Here is a 15,908-nt window from a genome sequence, read left to right on the forward strand (position 1 = left end):
GGTGCTAACTTGGCTGGGAATGTTCCTATTAATGTCTCAAGTACAACTATTACCAATCAAAAAGTAAAAGGAACAAATGACCCTAAATGGGTACAATTACTACTTATTACAATTGCCTTATTGTTTCTAGGTCTCTTTCTTTTCCTGCCATTAATTACAGTGTTTATACAGGCATTTGATAAAGGGTTAGAGGTATATATCGCAGCCATCACAAATCCTGATGCTTTTTCCGCTATCAAGCTGACTATTTTTGTTGCAATTATAGCAGTTCCATTAAATGCGATATTTGGAATTATGTCTGCATGGGCTATTACTAAATTTCAATTTAGGGGGAAGAATTTTCTTATTACCCTAATAGATTTGCCCTTTGCGGTATCACCTATCATTGCTGGACTTATCTTTGTTTTACTTTTCGGTTCACAAGGATTATTTGGAGAATGGCTATTTGAAAGAGACATAAAAATCATATTTGCTGTGCCTGGAATAGTACTTGCTACTATATTTGTTACATTTCCTTTCATAGCAAGAGAGTTGATTCCTTTAATGCAAGCACAAGGGACAGCTGAGGAGGAGGCATCTATTACCTTAGGTGCAAATGGTTGGAAAACCTTCTGGTATGTGACATTACCCAATATAAAGTGGGCGTTACTTTATGGAATGATCCTCTGTAACGCAAGAGCAATAGGGGAGTTTGGTGCAGTATCCGTCGTATCTGGGCATATTCGTGGTTTGACGAATACGATGCCCCTTCATATTGAAATTTTATATGGGGAGTATCAGTTTGCAGCTGCCTTTGCAGTAGCTTCCTTGATGTCTATAATGGCTATCTTCACCTTAATTTTAAAGAGTATTCTTGAATGGAAAGCAAGAAAACAGCTGGATACAGGACTAAATTAAATGAGAGAGGTATTCCCATGAGTATTGTGATAAAACAAGTTTCAAAGTCTTTTGGTACCTTTCAGGCATTAGAAGATATTAATCTAGAAATTCAAACAGGGGAACTAGTAGCTTTGTTAGGTCCATCTGGATCTGGGAAAACATCCCTACTTCGTATCATTGCTGGTTTAGAAGCCGCCGATCAAGGTATCATTTACTTTGACCAGGAAAACATTACATCAGTTACAGCAAAAGAAAGGAAGGTTGGTTTTGTCTTTCAACATTATGCTTTGTTTAGACATATGACCGTATTTGATAACATTGCGTATGGCTTAAAAGTAAGGCCGCGAAAGGAAAGACCTAGTAAAAAAGAAATAGAAAACAAAGTGCATGAATTGTTGGGGCTTGTGAAATTAGAAGCGTTAGCCAATCGTTACCCAGCTCAACTTTCAGGAGGGCAAAGACAACGTGTGGCATTGGCTAGAGCGTTAGCGGTGGAACCAAAGGTATTGTTACTGGATGAACCCTTTGGTGCTCTTGATGCGAAGGTAAGAAAAGAGCTACGAAGATGGTTGAGAAGACTACATGATGAGTTTCAAATCTCCAGTATTTTTGTTACTCATGACCAGGAAGAAGCCTTAGATGTAGCAGATAAAATTGTTGTAATGAATCAAGGGAAAATAGAACAAATAGGCACACCAAATGAAGTGTACGAAAATCCACAATCTCCTTTTGTCTATGATTTTTTGGGCAGTGTCAATCTCTTTAAAGGACGTTTCAATAATGGAAAGCTGAAGCAAGGTGACTTTGTTTTAGATATTCCAGAATGGAGTGGTACAAATAACCAAGAAGCAGTAGCTTATGTTAGGCCACATGATATTAATATTAGCAAAGAGAACGAAGGGGAAGAAGCGGTTCAATCAACAATTACTCATCTCCACATGATTGGTCCAGTAGTTCAGATTGAGTTAGTTCGTAGTGATAATAAAGAATATCTAGAGGCAGAGATTTCAAAGGAACAATATGTAAAGTTAGCACTTAGAGTAGGCGAAGAAGTATTTGTTAGACCAAGGCAATTAAAAGTGTTTACGCCGCAGGATTATATGATTTAAAAAGCCAGAGGGGAGGAATCTCTCTGGCTTCCTTTATTGAAGTGCACGAAGTATTTCTTCTGATGATTGGTTTATTTTATTTAAATCAAGATCGTATTGCAGACTATCTGATAAGTTATATTTATCTTTTAAACGTAAAATTCTTTCCACGCTTTCATTGATACGATCTTCACTTATCGTTCCATCCTTGAAGGCATTGGTTATACTGTTGACAGCTTTCACTTTATTTTCTGTACCATGGCAAACTAAAATAATGTCATTTCCTGCTTGAATTGCTCTTACGGAAGCTTCCCCTATATCGTAGTTTTCGATAATAGCTCCCATTGTCATGTCATCGGTTATCACAACGCCATTAAAGTTCATTCCTTCTCTTAACAAATTGGTGATTACATTTTTTGATAAAGAAGAAGGGAATTCGATGTCTATTTCAGGCAAAAGGATATGGGCAACCATCATCAGATCTGCTTGTTGATTAACCGCATGTTGAAATGGCACCAATTCCATTTGGCGAAGTCTTTCCAAACTATGGTTTACAACCGGCAATCCTAGATGAGAATCAACATCTGTATCACCATGACCTGGAAAATGCTTTACTACTGGAATGATGCTTTTGGATTGTATTCCTTTCATTTCTTCGATTCCCAGCTTTGCAACAATTTCCCTATTAGCGCCAAAAGCTCTTTTCCCGATTACTGGGTTTGCTGGATTGCTATTGATATCCAAAACAGGGGTCATCGTCATATTAAATCCAAATGAGTCTACTCTTTCTGCAATGGCTTCACCAACTTGATAGGCAAGTGCTGGACTATTAGAATTTCCAATGTCCACACTGTCTGGCAAGTTTATTATCTCAGGGGGCATTCTCGATATTAAACCACCCTCTTCATCTACTGCTATAAAAATGGGAGTGTTATGATGCTTGGAATTTATTTCTTTTATCTGATTGGTTAAGGCCAATAATTGCTGTGAGCTAGTTATGTTTTTCTTAAATAAAATGACACCACCAATATGATTATCCACTATTAATTTCCTAGTTTCCTCATTAATTTTACTATCATCAAATCCAAACATAAGCATCTGACCAATTTTTTCTGCTATTGACATAGAATCCAGTTTTGCTTTTATCGGATCAGTTGCGCCATCAAGCAGAGATACTTCCGTTTCCATTTCATACTCAGCGCCTTGGACAGCGTGAACGATGTTATGGTTGGAAGCTTTGCTACATCCGACGAAAATCATTATCAAAATCAAAGAAAAAACTACCTCTTTTTTGTACCAATTATTCCTAATTTCCATCATACCTTTCCCTATAAAACAATTTCTTTTACGCGAAAACTTAATTCCCTATCTCTCATAGGGATTCTTTATTTATGGGCAGTTAAAATATAATTGCCTTTTTGAACATGGTCCATTAAATGTAATATTCCCGTTTTCCTATCGTATTCATACTATCTAGCAAAGTCCATTTGGAGAATAAGTTGAAAAAGGCGATGGCAAGCAAAAGGGAATATGGAAAATGCGGAAATGATAGAAGGTTGCACAACTAACGATTTTCGAGTGAATCGAATAATTCCGACTCTATTTCACTCTACCTATCAAAATAGCTTATTTTGTAAAAGGAGTAGGGATAAAGACTGTGTTATTATCTAAAAACGATAAAACACGAACATTAAATTAGTTTTTATTAATTAAAATTCGTATTTTGGTTGATTATCTGTTATTAATTTGTTATATTAATAAAGTAATAAAGTGAAATATTATTACTCGTATATACTCGGTAATATGGTCTGAGTGTCTCTACCCGGTTCCCATTGAAGAACAGGACTACGAGGTAAAGTATATGGTTGTTCGGCTTTTTAGTTGAACCCATTTTATGATGTAGCACTGGCTTCTTAACTAGCTGCATTATATATACTTGAACTCGTAGGTTTAGATGGTAGAAATTATTCTACATTTTCTAGACCTTTTTCTATTGACCAAGGCTTTGTTAAAGTACAGTTTTGATTTTTAGGTACCTAGCTGTTGATTGGAGCACGGGAAGAAGACTCCTGCGGGAGATAGCGTTTTGTGGAGACCCCCGCAGGCGAAGCCGAGGAGGCTCCACAAGCGCCCCGTGGAAAGCGTAGCCTCGTGTGGAAATCAACAGCGGTGTTTAACAGAGTCTTGACCAAAAAAGCAAGTATATCAACATCAAAAAGAAAAACTACTTAGGAGAGATTACTTATGAAAAACAACATGGTAAAAAAATTCATTTCAATATCAATGATAGCGGTACTGTTATTATCGGTATTTGCAGGATGTAGTTCTCCTTCACAATCAGCAGCAGAGAAAGTGGAAGTAGAAACTCAAAGACCCATTATGGTTCAAGGACCAATGCCAATCGAAGCTGAAAAGTTTGCACAAAGATTAGAGAATGTGAAAGAAGAAACATCAGGAACTTTTGTGTTTTACATAGGGACTTTAGATGATTATCCAGTAATCGTAGCAAAAACTGGTAAGGGGATGGAAAATACAGCTGCAGCTACAGCAGTTGCTATTGAGAGATATAATCCAATTGCCATCATCAATCAAGGAACTTCAGGCGGACATGACCCGGATTTAAACGTATTTGATATTGTTTTAGGAGAAAGAACGACAAACCTCGGTTCATTAAAGACAGCAGATAAGGATGAAAACCAAGGAATTGATCCAACTGTATGGATACCAATGGACTTAATGGCTTCTGAAGGAAGTGCAGGAGAAGATCCAAATGCTGAAAAAATTCGTTATTACGAGGGAGATAAAGATTTGCTCGCAGCTGCAAATGCAGTGATTGATACCTATACAGAGGGTAAAATTGTTCAGGGAACTATTGGTTCTGCCGATGTATGGAATAATGAAGTTGATCGAATTAAATGGTTCCATACTAAATTTGGCACATCTGTAGAAGAAATGGAAGGTGCTGCAGCAGCACAAATTGCTGGCGCGTATGATATAGCATTTTTGGGTATTAGAGTACTATCTAATAATAAAACCAACGGTGGTAAATACAACCCAGAAACAGCAACAGCCAACCAAGAATATGTATATGAAGTAGTAAAAAAATATATATCCACAATGCAAGGCGAATAATGTAGTTGATTGGGAGGCCCTTTTTAGGGTCTTTTTTTTGTGGTATCTATAGATAGTAGTGCTTGACCACCAGCAACTGTAAAGAAGGAATATTGAGGGTAAGTGAATAGGTTGTATGGGGAATTTTGAATAATTTATATGTGTTTAGTCATGCTACATAGAAGGAAAAGATTTTAGGAGGCTCATGTCTTGGAGTTAGATTGGATATGGAAAGCGGTACTAATTGTAATTATTGGATTTCTTATTTTGCGATTGGCTGGAAGAAAATCGATTTCTCAGCTGACTGCCGCACAAACCATCATCATGATTTCAATCGGAAATTTACTCATTCAGCCAGTACTCCAAAAAAACATTTGGATCACCTTTTTAATTGCCTTATTATTGGTAATCGTTTTAATAACGATCGAATGCCTTCAAATAAAATTTGATAAACTTGAAACCTTCATAACTGGAAAAGGAATAGTTGTAATAGAGAATGGAACAATTCTTGACGAAAACCTTAAAAAGATGCGAATCACCGTCGATCAATTGGAAATGCGCTTACGTCAAGACAACATCTCGAACATTAGCAATGTCAAAACAGCAACCATTGAGCCAAGTGGACAACTGGGATACGTACTAAAAGAAAGCGCCCAATATGCGACAAAAGAAGATATACAAGCAATCTTAGATTATCTTCATCATAAATTTCCAACTGGTCAACAGCCCCCAAATATTCTCCAAGAAAAAAATCAAAAGTCGATTTTTTCAGAAGTGGTGAGGGATGAGGAGGGTGGGGCTACTTCTAAGAGGTTACAGTAGCTAGACATTGAAAGTTCAAATATGAGCTCTCCTATCAATCTTTTTCTAATTCATAGATAATCTTTTGTTTTCAATGATAAAGGAATATCATAAGGGTGAATCTTCGACACTATTTATTGTATTAATCCCTTCTATTTGTTAAAGTTTATATATAATAGAATACACGAACACTAGGGGTGCTTTTTAGCTGAGAGAGACTGCTGTCTTAACCCTGTAACCTGCTCTAGGTAATGCTAGCGAAGGGAAGTGGAATGATGGGATAGTTGTGTCTTTTTCTAATTCAACCACTTCTTTAGGGAAGTGGTTTTTTGTTGTTTTTTTCAAAAGTGAGGGTGATGTAAATGAAATCGGATTTGTTGGAATTGTTAAAGATGGTGAATCAACGTCAGGATGAGTTAGTGGATCTCTTATCGCATTTGATACGCTATAAAACGCCAGCTCCTCCTGCGCGAAATACGGAGGATGCGCAGCAGTTTATTGCGAATTTTTTAGGAGAAAGAGGATTTGCCATTGATAAGTGGGATGTTTATCCTGGTGATCCGAATGTGGTAGGAGTGTTGAAAGGAAAGCGTTCACAGGAGTATCAAAGTTTGATTGTGAATGGGCATATGGATGTAGCAGAGGTAAGTGAGACGGAAGAATGGGAGGTCGATCCGTTTACTCCAGTAGTGAGGGATGGAGTTGTTATTGGTCGTGGCGCCTCTGATATGAAGGGTGGGCTTGCTGGGGCTTTGTTTGCGATTAAGCTACTCCATGAGGCGGGGATTGAACTGCCCGGAGATCTTACTTTTCAGTCTGTGATTGGAGAAGAGGTAGGGGAAGCGGGGACTTTGGAGTGTTGTAAGAGGGGGTATACGGCTGATTTTGCGTTAGTGGTCGATACTAGTAATCTGCAAATTCAAGGGCAAGGTGGCGTGATAACTGGTTGGGTTACGGTTAAAAGTAAGCAAACACATCATGATGCAACAAGGAAAAGTATGATTCATGCTGGTGGCAAGCTTTATGGTGCTAGTGCGATTGAGAAGATGATGAAAATCATGCAAGGGTTGCAAGACTTGGAGAGACACTGGTCTGTGATGAAAAGCTATCCTGGATATGATCCTGGTACAAATACGATTAATCCTGCTGTTATTGAAGGAGGAAGGCATGCTGCTTTTATTGCCGATGAATGTCGTTTATGGATTACCGTGCACTTTTACCCAAATGAAACGCATGAACAGGTCGTAAAAGAAATCGAAGAGCACATTCTGCACGTGGCAAAGGCGGATCCATGGTTAAGAGAAAATCCTCCGACGTTTGAGTGGGGTGGTTCCTCCATGATTGTCGATCGTGGTGAAATTTTCCCTTCCTTAGAGATTGACCCGGAGCATCAGGCTATCAAGACGTTAATGGGCTGTCACGAATCTACCTTGAAAGAACAACCTGTTGTAGGTGTATCACCAACTGTGACTGATGGCGGCTGGTTTGGTGATGCAGGAATACCTGCTGCGATTTATGGTCCAGGAGAGCTGAAGCATGCACATTCGATTAACGAACAAGTCTCTATTCAACAATTAGTTGATTATACAAAAGTAGTATTAACATTTATTTATGAATGGAGCCATACAAAAAAATAGTAGAATTGGAGAGGGTTAAAAATGAAATTCACAGAGCGTTTGCAACTAAAAACAGAGCCAATTTGGAGGAAAAATCATTCCCATCCATTTGTAGTAGAAATGGGGAACGGAACGCTAGATAAAGAGAAGTTTAGGTTTTACATGATCCAGGACTATCTTTATTTAATCGATTATGCCAAGTTGTTTGGAATTGGTGCAGTTAAAGCAACCGATGTGTCCACAATGGAGAAATTTTCTGCACTATTACATGCGACTTTACACGAGGAAATGGCGTTACATAGAAGCTATGCCGAACAGTTTGAAATTTCACTAGAGGAATTAGAGAATGCAGAGCCATCTCCAATTACGCTAGCCTATTCTCACTACATGCTACATAAAGCGCAAAGTGGCACACTTGCTGAGCTAGTGGCTGCTTTGTTACCGTGCATGTGGAGCTATTGGGAAATTGGAAAAGAACTAAGTCAAATTCCTGGAGCAGCTACTCATGAATTATATGGAGAATGGATTAGTATGTATAGCTGCGAAGAATTTGGCGAATTAGCAACATGGTGTAAGGATCTAATGGATAAGTTGGCTGAAGGAAAATCAGAATCAGAGCTTTTGGAGTTAGAGAAAATATTTTTGAATACGACACGGTTTGAGTATATGTTTTGGGATATGGCTTATAAGGGACAGATGTGGGAATAGGTTTTTGATGTCTTCTCTAGAGTGTAGAGGAAGTATGCTTACAAGAGCTTAAATAAATTCGTATAGGAAATTTATTGGTAGTGATGCACGCTAGATATTGTTTATACAATATCTGCTCACCAGTAAATTTCCTTTTTTGTATTAGCAAGCTAAATCTTACAGTAGTCGTGTAAAATTGTGATACAATGCACACTATAAAGGAAAGATTTTACTCACTTTCCACTATGTAAAAATGATTGGAGAACAAAGTTGTGATTATTTTTGGTTTAGTTTTTCTTTTCGTGTATGCCGCTCTTGTTTTGTATATTGGGTGGAGTGGTTGGGGCTGGATGAAGTCCGTGGTGAAAAAAGAGATATCACGGAAATTCAAAGTCCTTTATATTGTTACATTTACTATTGTTTCTAGTTCATTTGTAATAGGAAGATTTTTCGATAATATTATATTTCATATTATTGGTTCCTTTTGGATGGCGTTGTTTTATCTCTTAGTCATTATCGTACCTTTAGTACATATTAGTGTTTTGCTTTTACGTTTAACGCGATTGCCAAGACCTAATATTGATAAATGGTCTAGTATTATGGCGATGGGCTTAGTATTTTCTTTAGTAGGCTATGGATTATTTAACGCATATAGTCCAACCGTTCAAACGTACGATATACAGATTGAAAAAAGTAATCCATCGACTGAGCAGCTTAATATTGTGATGGCTTCCGATACCCACTTTGGAGTACTTTCAGGGAAACGTCATGCGATTCGGATGGTGAAGGAGATTAATGCACTAGAACCAGACCTCGTCTTGTTTCCAGGAGACATTCTTGACGATGATATCAATCAATTTATTGAAAAAGAAATTGCCCAAGTTTTGGCTCAAATCAAAGCCCCTGATGGCGTGTATCTCTCTCTCGGTAACCATGATCGACATAATGGACCGATTGAGGACTTAATCGATACGCTGGAAATTGGAAATTTGCACGTATTATATGATGATGTCATTACAATTAATGATAGTATCACCCTTATCGGTAGAAGAGATCGTACGAATTCTGAACGTTTGGAGCTCGGGGCGTTTACGGAGGGAATGGATTTATCGAAGACCGTTATTTTACTAGAACATCAGCCGTACGATCTGGATATTGCGCAAGAGCATGGTATCGACCTTATGCTTTCAGGCCATACACACCGTGGACAAGTCTTTCCTGGTAACCTCATAACGAAACGAATTTATGAAAATGATTGGGGACTTTTACAGAAGGAGCAGATGTATTCGATTGTATCCTCTGGCTATGGATTCTGGGGTCCACCGATACGGATAGGATCTCGTTCAGAGATTGTGCAAATTAATGTGTCTTTTCAAGAAGAATCGAATATGTAGAATCTAGGCACAGCTAGCTCGCTAGTTGTGCTTTTTTGATGATAGTAGTCATTGTATAAGATTTATTTACTCATAAAATCAGGAAGGATTTTGTTATTATTAAGTTAATAAATATAATGATGGAAAACATTATTATATGCAAGTTATCATAAAAAGCTGAGGGACGGAGAAGAACAAAAGAATCACAATGAAATGGGGGAATTCGAATTCGATGACATATAAAGAACATTTTAAATAACTCTATTTCGTTAGTATTCGAGGACCTCCTTTAGTTGGGGTGTTTTTGAATAATTACATCACCTTTTTAGGAGGGGAAATAAATGCGTTCTGAACAGGAAATGCTAGATTTAGTTTTAAAAGTAGCGAAGGAAGATGATAGAGTTAGAGCGGTTGGAATGAATGGTTCTCGTACGAATCCGAACGTACCAAAGGATTCTTTTCGGGATTATGATATTGTTTACCTAGTAAAGGACATGCAATCTTTTTTAGACAACCCTAATTGGGTTAATGTCTTTGGCGAACGAATAATCATGCAGACTCCGGAGGATATGGCGATGTTCCCCCCTTCTTTGGGAGGAAGGTTCTCCTATTTAATGTTATTTAACGATGGGAATAGAATTGATTTAATTCTTGCGCCGATAGAGGAAAAAGATCAGTATACCTATGAAGATGGGCTGACAATCCTCTTATTAGATAAAGATGGGACGATGCCAATTTTATCTCCGCCAACAGACGAAGAATATTGGGTGAAAAAGCCCACTGCAGCCTATTTTGCTGATTGCAGTAATGAATTTTGGTGGGTTTCTACTTATGTAGCAAAAGGATTATGGAGACGGGAAACCCTATATGCTTATGATCATTTAAATATTGTAAGAGCGATGCTCATTAAAATGATCGAATGGAAAGTAGGCATCGATACCGATTTTTCCTTAAGTATCGGTAAGAATGGCAAATATTTAAAGCGTTATGTGACGAATGAAACATGGGAGAAGTTATTAAAGACCTATCCTAGCGGAGATGATGAACAGATTTGGAAAGCTTTGTTTATCATGACGGATTTGTTTGAAGAAGTTGCTAATGAAGTGGCAGATAAACTTTCTTATATCTACCCACTAAAAGAAGCGGAGAAGGTAAAGCGGTACCTTAAGCGTGTTCAAGGTTTACCTGAAGACGCAATGGAGATTTATTAGTAGGTATTTTATTTTGAACAACATTAGATTACAGAAATCCTAAAAAAGGAGAAGACTTTCGTTTTGAACAACGTTAGGTCTTCTCTTTTTTATGATAATGAAATAGAAAAAGGCCCCTATCTAACCAGCACTTTCTCCAAAAACCGCTTCGTTCGCTCTTCTTTTGGATTAAAAAAGATAGCTTCCGGCGTACCTTCCTCCATGATATGACCATCCGCAATAAACACTGTACGATCTGATACGTCTCTCGCAAAGTTCATTTCATGTGTGACGATAACCATGGTTTGACCTTCGTCGGCCAGTTCTTTGATGACAGTTAATACTTCACCCACAAGTTCTGGATCAAGGGCGGAGGTTGGCTCATCGAATAGGAGAATTTCAGGCTTTAAGGCTAGCATTCTTGCAATGGCAGCGCGTTGTTTTTGACCTCCGGATAGTTGATCAGGGTACTGATTTTTTTGTATTGTCAAGCCCACTTTTTGTAAGAGTACTTCTGCTTCTTTTATAACCTCAAGTTTGTTTCTTTTTTGCACAATGTAAGGAGCTTCGATAATATTTTCTAATACCGTCTTATGGGGGAAGAGGTGAAAATGCTGAAAGACCATTCCGGAATATTGTTGGATTTCTTTTTTCTTTTTTTTAGATGGAGTTTTTCCGTTAAAACTTACTTGTACATCAGCAATTTGTAACGTCCCAGAAGAGGGAGTTTCTAATAAATTAAGACAACGAAGTAACGTTGTCTTACCCGAACCGGATGGGCCGATGATACTTACTACTTCACCTTTTTCAATAGTTAAAGAGATAGATTTTAAGACTTCTGTATCCTGAAATTTTTTTGTTAATTTGTTAACTTGAATCATACATTTAACCTCCAATCAAGCTGAGACATAACGATTAGCTTTTTTCTCTAGATAGTCTTGTAGTATGGTGACAACGGTACATAATCCCCAGTATATAAGTGCAACGAGAATGTATAATGTTAAACTCTCGTAAGTCTGACCAACCACAACTTTAGCTCGATAAAACATTTCAGATACAGTAATTACCATCGCAAGGGAGGTACCTTTAATAATATCCATAAAAACACTTGATAATGGTGGTAGAGCGATTCGTGTTGCTTGAGGTAAAATAATTCGGCGCATTGTTTGCCAATAAGACATTCTTAATGTTTCAGCTGCTTCCCATTGACCATGTGAAACGGAAGAAATGGCAGAACGAATAATTTCGGCACAATAAGCGGAAAAATGGAGGCTTATTCCAAGAATTGCTGCTGACAGTGGCTTTAGTTCTATGCCAACCATTGGAAGTCCGAAATACAAGATAAATAGAATTACAAGTAAGGGAGTGCCACGCATAAAAGAAATGAAAATCCGTGCTATTGTGCGCGTGAAGAAAAATTTGTTCATCCTTGCAAGTGCGACAAATAATCCTAAAACCAACGCGATAGCCATACTTACTAACGCAATATAAATCGTATACCAGGCTCCTTCTAAAATAAAAGGGAGGGAGTTTAAGGCAACTTCGACATTAAAAAGATATTCCCATTTAAAATCCGACATAAAAAGTCTCCTTCATTTCATATGTAAAAAAGAAAGGAATCAAATCGATTCCTAATCAAAACTAATCTATTTCAACTGGATGAGAAACATCTGCTCCAAAGAATTCTAGAGCGATTTCTTTAATCGATCCATCATCGATCATTTCTTGTAGTACTTTATCTAATTGATTCTTAAGTTCTGTGCTATCCTTTTGCATCACAATTGCTCCAACATTTGGTTCAAACTTCACATTTTCCGCAAGCTTCAAACCAGGTTTATTAAATTGTTTCAAAGTTTGAATTAAGACAAGGTAGTCATTAAGTGTAGCATCAACACGACCGTTGATAATTTCTGGTAATACCGTATCCGAACCTGTATAAACAACAACTTCTGCACCTTGGCTCCTTGCAAAGTCCGAATAGTTACTTGTTGCAGAGCCTCCTACCTTTTTTCCTTGTAAATCTTCTACTGTGTCAATCCCAGAACTATCACTTTCACGAACAAGTGCAGATCCAAAAGAATGTTTAATAGGAATCGTAAAATCAAATTTTTCTAGACGCTCTTCTGTAATAGTGAAGTCATTGGCAGCAACATCAATTTGGCCATTACGAAGAGCTGGAAGAAGTCCGTCAAATTCCATGGTTTTAAATCCGACCTCTAAGCCTAATCTTTTTCCTAATTCTTTTGCTACTTCTACATCAAAGCCTGTTAATTCTTGAGTATTCTCATCAAAATATGTAACTGGAAAATAAAGTCCCTCTGTCCCTACAACAATTTTCCCGGATTCTTTAATCCTTTCCCAAGAGTTTTGTTCATCAGCTATTTTACTAGTAGAATCTGAAGGTGTAGCAGAACTACTAGATTCATTGTCACCACAAGCAGAAAGTAAGAGTCCAATTGTGAAGACAAACAAGAATAATGAAAGTTTTTTCATGTTCAATACCATCCTTTTTCAATAGTTTTACTTGGTTTTAACTTAACAGAGTTGCCGCTATCACGATTCTCCTAACATAAACAAAAAACCTCTTCCATAAGAAGAGGTTGGCAGAAAAAAATAAAAATACCGGACTCTTCTTATCTCTCAAGCCGTTGCTTGCTGGATTTGGCACAGTACTCTAAAAGTCTGTTGCCGAGGTTTCATAGGGCCAATCCCTCCACCTTCTCGTGATAAGAAACAAAGTAACTATTAAGTTATTAATGGAAATATTACCATTCAAAGAAATAACAGTCAATAGATTTTTGTGAGTCAATTCTCTTGACTGAGAAAAGTACCCTCTACTGTTCTTCCAGTTTAGCATCCCGCATTGGAGAAACAGCTAACCAAATCGCACAAATAGCTAGCCCAATAATGGCAACCCATAGAGACGTTCGGAATCTGAACGCGTCCGCGATTAATCCGCCTAGTGGTGCTCCAATTACAATCATACTGCGATTGATCGACCGCATTGTTGCATTCACTCGGCCTTGCAGGTGCATTGGTGTGATGGACTGGAGATAGCCCATTTCGATTGGCCCTTCGATTCTCATCGCAAAACCGTAAAAGAATTGACCAATAATCACTAATACTAGTGCGGCAACTTGGTGATTAACATGACTTGTTATTGGTGCCAATGCAATGAGGATTACAGCCGGACTATAGAGAAAGCGGGAAAAAATCGCACGTCCGACTCCCCATTTTTGTCCGATAAGTGGTTTAACTATTTGTGGAGATGAAGTTGATTTGTCATAATTGAAAGTATGATAGAACGCTTGATAACAAACGAAATTTATAGTTTTCGATTAACTAAATCTTATGATGGGGTGTTTAGCATAGTTAAATTAGCTGAAGAGGTACTAGTTCACCCGGATGGAACAACCATTACGCTTCTGGAAAAAGGGACGGATGAACAGGGAGAATATATAGTAATTGAGCATTTAGTGAAGAAAATGGGTGCGATGAACGGGCCTCATTGGCATCCAGAATTGACGGAATCGTTCACAGTTAAGGAAGGAAAGATGCGGTTTATGGTAGATGGCAAGGAGTATTTACTAGGACCTGGTCAGCAATTGAAGGTGCTTCCGAAACAGCTTCATCAATTTTGGAACGAGAGTGAAGAGCAGTTACTAGTCATCCATGAAATTCGACCACCAAAGAATCATTGGGATATGTTTAAAATCATTCATAAGTTAACCATTCAAAACAAAGTAAATGCTAAAGGAATACCAAAAAATCCACTTTGGTTAGGCTTAGCCTGGGAAAGTATAGATGGCTATTTATCCGGACCACCTATTTTTTTACAACGGACATTATTAGGCGGATTGGCAAGAGTGGCTCGTGTAATGGGGTATCGAATTTAAATTCAGGAAATGAATTTAGTATAAAAGGAAGGAAGAAAAATTAAATTCGACATAATAGTCTATTATTATTTTTAAAGATTGTATTTTTTTGAAAATTTTGTTAGATTAAATTTGAATCATCAAATTTTAAAATACAAGGATGCTAATATGACGATTAAAACTAGAAGACAAAAGCGAAATATTAAAAAGAAAAAACTATTAATATCAATAGGTTTTATTCCTATTATGCTTATTTCGGCCGTATTAATTTATGGATATTTACAATATAAAAGTGCATTTGAGAGTTCAGTTAAAGAATCTGTAATAGATCGTACACAAATAGAGTTTAACCCGGTAAAAAGTACAGATGATAAACATAACGTTTTATTATTAGGTATTGATGCTAGGAATGAGGAGAAATCTAGAACGGATACGATTATGATTGCTCAATATGATGGGAAAACCAAAAGCACTAAAATAATATCGATAATGCGTGATTCATACGTAGAAATCCCGGATTATGGTTATAACAAGATTAATGCTGCACATGCATTTGGGGGAGTAGAGTTATTAAGAAAAACTTTAAAATTAAATTTTGATGTTGATGTGCATTATTATGCAATAGTCGATTTTAATAGTTTCTCTAAAGTAGTAGATGTAGCTTTTCCTGATGGGATTGAAATTGATATTGAAAAAGAAATGTCTAAAGGAATTAATTCTACCCTTTTTGCTGGTACACATAAGTTGAATGGTGATCAATTATTGGATTATGTTAGGTTTAGACAAGATGCGGAAAGTGATTTTGGTAGAGTCCGAAGACAACAGGATGTCCTAAAAGTATTAACTAGTGAATTTTCAGAGATTAATAATTTAGTAAAACTTCCTCAAATTTTAGGAACAATTACACCTCATATTAAAACAAACATGGAAAATTCGCTTCTTTTTTCAATTGGTCCATCTATACTTTTTGAGAACAAGAATGATATTGAATCCATAAGAATTCCATTGGAAGGCACCTATACGGATGAAAGATATGAGAACGCTGGGGCAGTGCTTGGCTTAGATATTGAAGAAAATAAAAATGCGATGCAAGATTTTTTTAATTGAAACAGTAGCATGTGTATTTTGGAGTAACGAAAAAGCCTAATTTCTTAATGGTGCTACGAAATTAGGCTTTTTATATTGGGGTTTCTAGTAAGGTGAATATAGGTTCTTGGACTTACATTCCAATTGGTCCGGTATAGAAAATACAGTAATGTTATGATTTTAATTCTGAATACTAGATTAT

15 protein-coding genes and 3 riboswitches are annotated in these 15,908 nt (G+C 37.2%); of the genes, 10 read left to right on the forward strand and 5 right to left on the reverse strand.

Translation table 11 applies throughout. The features are described from left to right. The first annotated feature begins 9 nt into the window (after positions 1 to 9). Positions 10 to 897 carry a sulfate ABC transporter permease subunit CysW gene (gene cysW / locus BK580_RS09285; RefSeq protein WP_078380054.1) on the forward strand — a complete coding sequence of 296 codons (888 nt, stop codon included), beginning with the start codon at positions 10 to 12 and terminating at the stop codon, positions 895 to 897. 17 nt (positions 898 to 914) lie between these two features. Continuing rightward, positions 915 to 1,988: a sulfate/molybdate ABC transporter ATP-binding protein gene (locus BK580_RS09290; RefSeq protein WP_078382705.1), complete on the forward strand. Its 1,074-nt coding sequence runs from the start codon at positions 915 to 917 to the stop codon at positions 1,986 to 1,988. Between the two features lie 33 nt (positions 1,989 to 2,021). Here BK580_RS09290 and nagZ read toward each other — a convergent pair whose 3' ends face one another. Next, complete coding sequence (gene nagZ, locus BK580_RS09295) at positions 2,022 to 3,239, reverse strand: beta-N-acetylhexosaminidase (protein WP_211279020.1); 1,218 nt, start codon at positions 3,237 to 3,239, stop codon at positions 2,022 to 2,024. Positions 3,240 to 3,732: 493 nt separating this feature from the next. Further along, a riboswitch (purine riboswitch) is annotated at positions 3,733 to 3,835 on the forward strand. Positions 3,836 to 4,211: 376 nt separating this feature from the next. On the opposite strand from nagZ, the gene BK580_RS09300 reads away from it, so the two are divergent. The 6 genes from BK580_RS09300 to BK580_RS09325 all read left to right on the forward strand — a co-directional run bounded on the left by BK580_RS09300 (position 4,212) and on the right by BK580_RS09325 (position 10,766). Next, positions 4,212 to 5,099 carry a 5'-methylthioadenosine/S-adenosylhomocysteine nucleosidase gene (locus tag BK580_RS09300; RefSeq protein ID WP_078380056.1) on the forward strand — a complete coding sequence of 296 codons (888 nt, stop codon included), beginning with the start codon at positions 4,212 to 4,214 and terminating at the stop codon, positions 5,097 to 5,099. Between the two features lie 189 nt (positions 5,100 to 5,288). Continuing rightward, entirely contained in the window at positions 5,289 to 5,900 is a 612-nt protein-coding gene (locus BK580_RS09305; RefSeq protein ID WP_078380057.1) for a DUF421 domain-containing protein, read from the forward strand. 162 nt (positions 5,901 to 6,062) lie between these two features. Further along, a riboswitch (TPP riboswitch) is annotated at positions 6,063 to 6,162 on the forward strand. 79 nt (positions 6,163 to 6,241) lie between these two features. After that, positions 6,242 to 7,516: an acetylornithine deacetylase gene (locus BK580_RS09310; protein ID WP_078380058.1), complete on the forward strand. Its 1,275-nt coding sequence runs from the start codon at positions 6,242 to 6,244 to the stop codon at positions 7,514 to 7,516. A gap of 21 nt (positions 7,517 to 7,537) precedes the next feature. Then, positions 7,538 to 8,203, forward strand: coding sequence for a thiaminase II (tenA, locus tag BK580_RS09315; RefSeq protein WP_078380059.1), 666 nt, complete (start codon positions 7,538 to 7,540; stop codon positions 8,201 to 8,203). A gap of 251 nt (positions 8,204 to 8,454) precedes the next feature. Next, complete coding sequence (locus tag BK580_RS09320; RefSeq protein ID WP_235864021.1) at positions 8,455 to 9,576, forward strand: metallophosphoesterase; 1,122 nt, start codon at positions 8,455 to 8,457, stop codon at positions 9,574 to 9,576. Between the two features lie 320 nt (positions 9,577 to 9,896). Further along, positions 9,897 to 10,766, forward strand: a complete 870-nt coding sequence (locus tag BK580_RS09325) for an aminoglycoside 6-adenylyltransferase (protein WP_078380060.1) — start codon at positions 9,897 to 9,899, stop codon at positions 10,764 to 10,766. Positions 10,767 to 10,882: 116 nt separating this feature from the next. On the opposite strand, the gene BK580_RS09330 is transcribed toward BK580_RS09325, so the two are convergent. The 4 genes from BK580_RS09330 to BK580_RS09345 all read right to left on the reverse strand — a co-directional run bounded on the left by BK580_RS09330 (position 10,883) and on the right by BK580_RS09345 (position 14,074). Then, positions 10,883 to 11,626: an amino acid ABC transporter ATP-binding protein gene (locus BK580_RS09330; RefSeq protein ID WP_078380061.1), complete on the reverse strand. Its 744-nt coding sequence runs from the start codon at positions 11,624 to 11,626 to the stop codon at positions 10,883 to 10,885. A gap of 15 nt (positions 11,627 to 11,641) precedes the next feature. Beyond that, positions 11,642 to 12,325, reverse strand: a complete 684-nt coding sequence (locus BK580_RS09335) for an amino acid ABC transporter permease (protein WP_078380062.1) — start codon at positions 12,323 to 12,325, stop codon at positions 11,642 to 11,644. Between the two features lie 61 nt (positions 12,326 to 12,386). Continuing rightward, positions 12,387 to 13,238, reverse strand: a complete 852-nt coding sequence (locus tag BK580_RS09340) for a transporter substrate-binding domain-containing protein (protein WP_078380063.1) — start codon at positions 13,236 to 13,238, stop codon at positions 12,387 to 12,389. A gap of 137 nt (positions 13,239 to 13,375) precedes the next feature. Then, a riboswitch (SAM riboswitch) is annotated at positions 13,376 to 13,478 on the reverse strand. A 101-nt stretch (positions 13,479 to 13,579) separates the two neighbouring features. Beyond that, positions 13,580 to 14,074 carry an MFS transporter gene (locus BK580_RS09345; RefSeq protein WP_328589091.1) on the reverse strand — a complete coding sequence of 165 codons (495 nt, stop codon included), beginning with the start codon at positions 14,072 to 14,074 and terminating at the stop codon, positions 13,580 to 13,582. On the opposite strand from BK580_RS09345, the gene BK580_RS09350 reads away from it, so the two are divergent. Together BK580_RS09350 and BK580_RS09355 are read left to right on the forward strand one after the other, a co-directional pair. Further along, entirely contained in the window at positions 14,054 to 14,641 is a 588-nt protein-coding gene (locus BK580_RS09350) for a cupin domain-containing protein (RefSeq protein ID WP_235864022.1), read from the forward strand. The genes BK580_RS09345 and BK580_RS09350 overlap by 21 nt on opposite strands. A 147-nt stretch (positions 14,642 to 14,788) precedes the next feature. Beyond that, positions 14,789 to 15,727, forward strand: coding sequence for an LCP family protein (locus BK580_RS09355; RefSeq protein ID WP_078380066.1), 939 nt, complete (start codon positions 14,789 to 14,791; stop codon positions 15,725 to 15,727). Positions 15,728 to 15,908 lie beyond the last annotated feature (181 nt).

This window comes from Sutcliffiella halmapala, assembly GCF_002019665.1.
Taxonomy (GTDB): Bacteria; Bacillota; Bacilli; order Bacillales; family Bacillaceae_I; genus Sutcliffiella_A; species Sutcliffiella_A halmapala.

Bases quoted from the DNA above. Each gene is read 5' to 3' on its own strand.
- BK580_RS09330 (WP_078380061.1), bottom strand. From the start codon at position 11,626: ATGATTCAAGTTAACAAATTAACAAAAAAATTTCAGGATACAGAAGTC.
- BK580_RS09325 (WP_078380060.1), top strand. From the start codon at position 9,897: ATGCGTTCTGAACAGGAAATGCTAGATTTAGTTTTAAAAGTAGCGAAG.
- tenA (WP_078380059.1), top strand. From the start codon at position 7,538: ATGAAATTCACAGAGCGTTTGCAACTAAAAACAGAGCCAATTTGGAGG.
- BK580_RS09335 (WP_078380062.1), bottom strand. From the start codon at position 12,325: ATGTCGGATTTTAAATGGGAATATCTTTTTAATGTCGAAGTTGCCTTA.
- BK580_RS09310 (WP_078380058.1), top strand. From the start codon at position 6,242: ATGAAATCGGATTTGTTGGAATTGTTAAAGATGGTGAATCAACGTCAG.
- BK580_RS09300 (WP_078380056.1), top strand. From the start codon at position 4,212: ATGAAAAACAACATGGTAAAAAAATTCATTTCAATATCAATGATAGCG.
- BK580_RS09340 (WP_078380063.1), bottom strand. From the start codon at position 13,238: ATGAAAAAACTTTCATTATTCTTGTTTGTCTTCACAATTGGACTCTTA.
- BK580_RS09290 (WP_078382705.1), top strand. From the start codon at position 915: ATGAGTATTGTGATAAAACAAGTTTCAAAGTCTTTTGGTACCTTTCAG.
- BK580_RS09355 (WP_078380066.1), top strand. From the start codon at position 14,789: ATGACGATTAAAACTAGAAGACAAAAGCGAAATATTAAAAAGAAAAAA.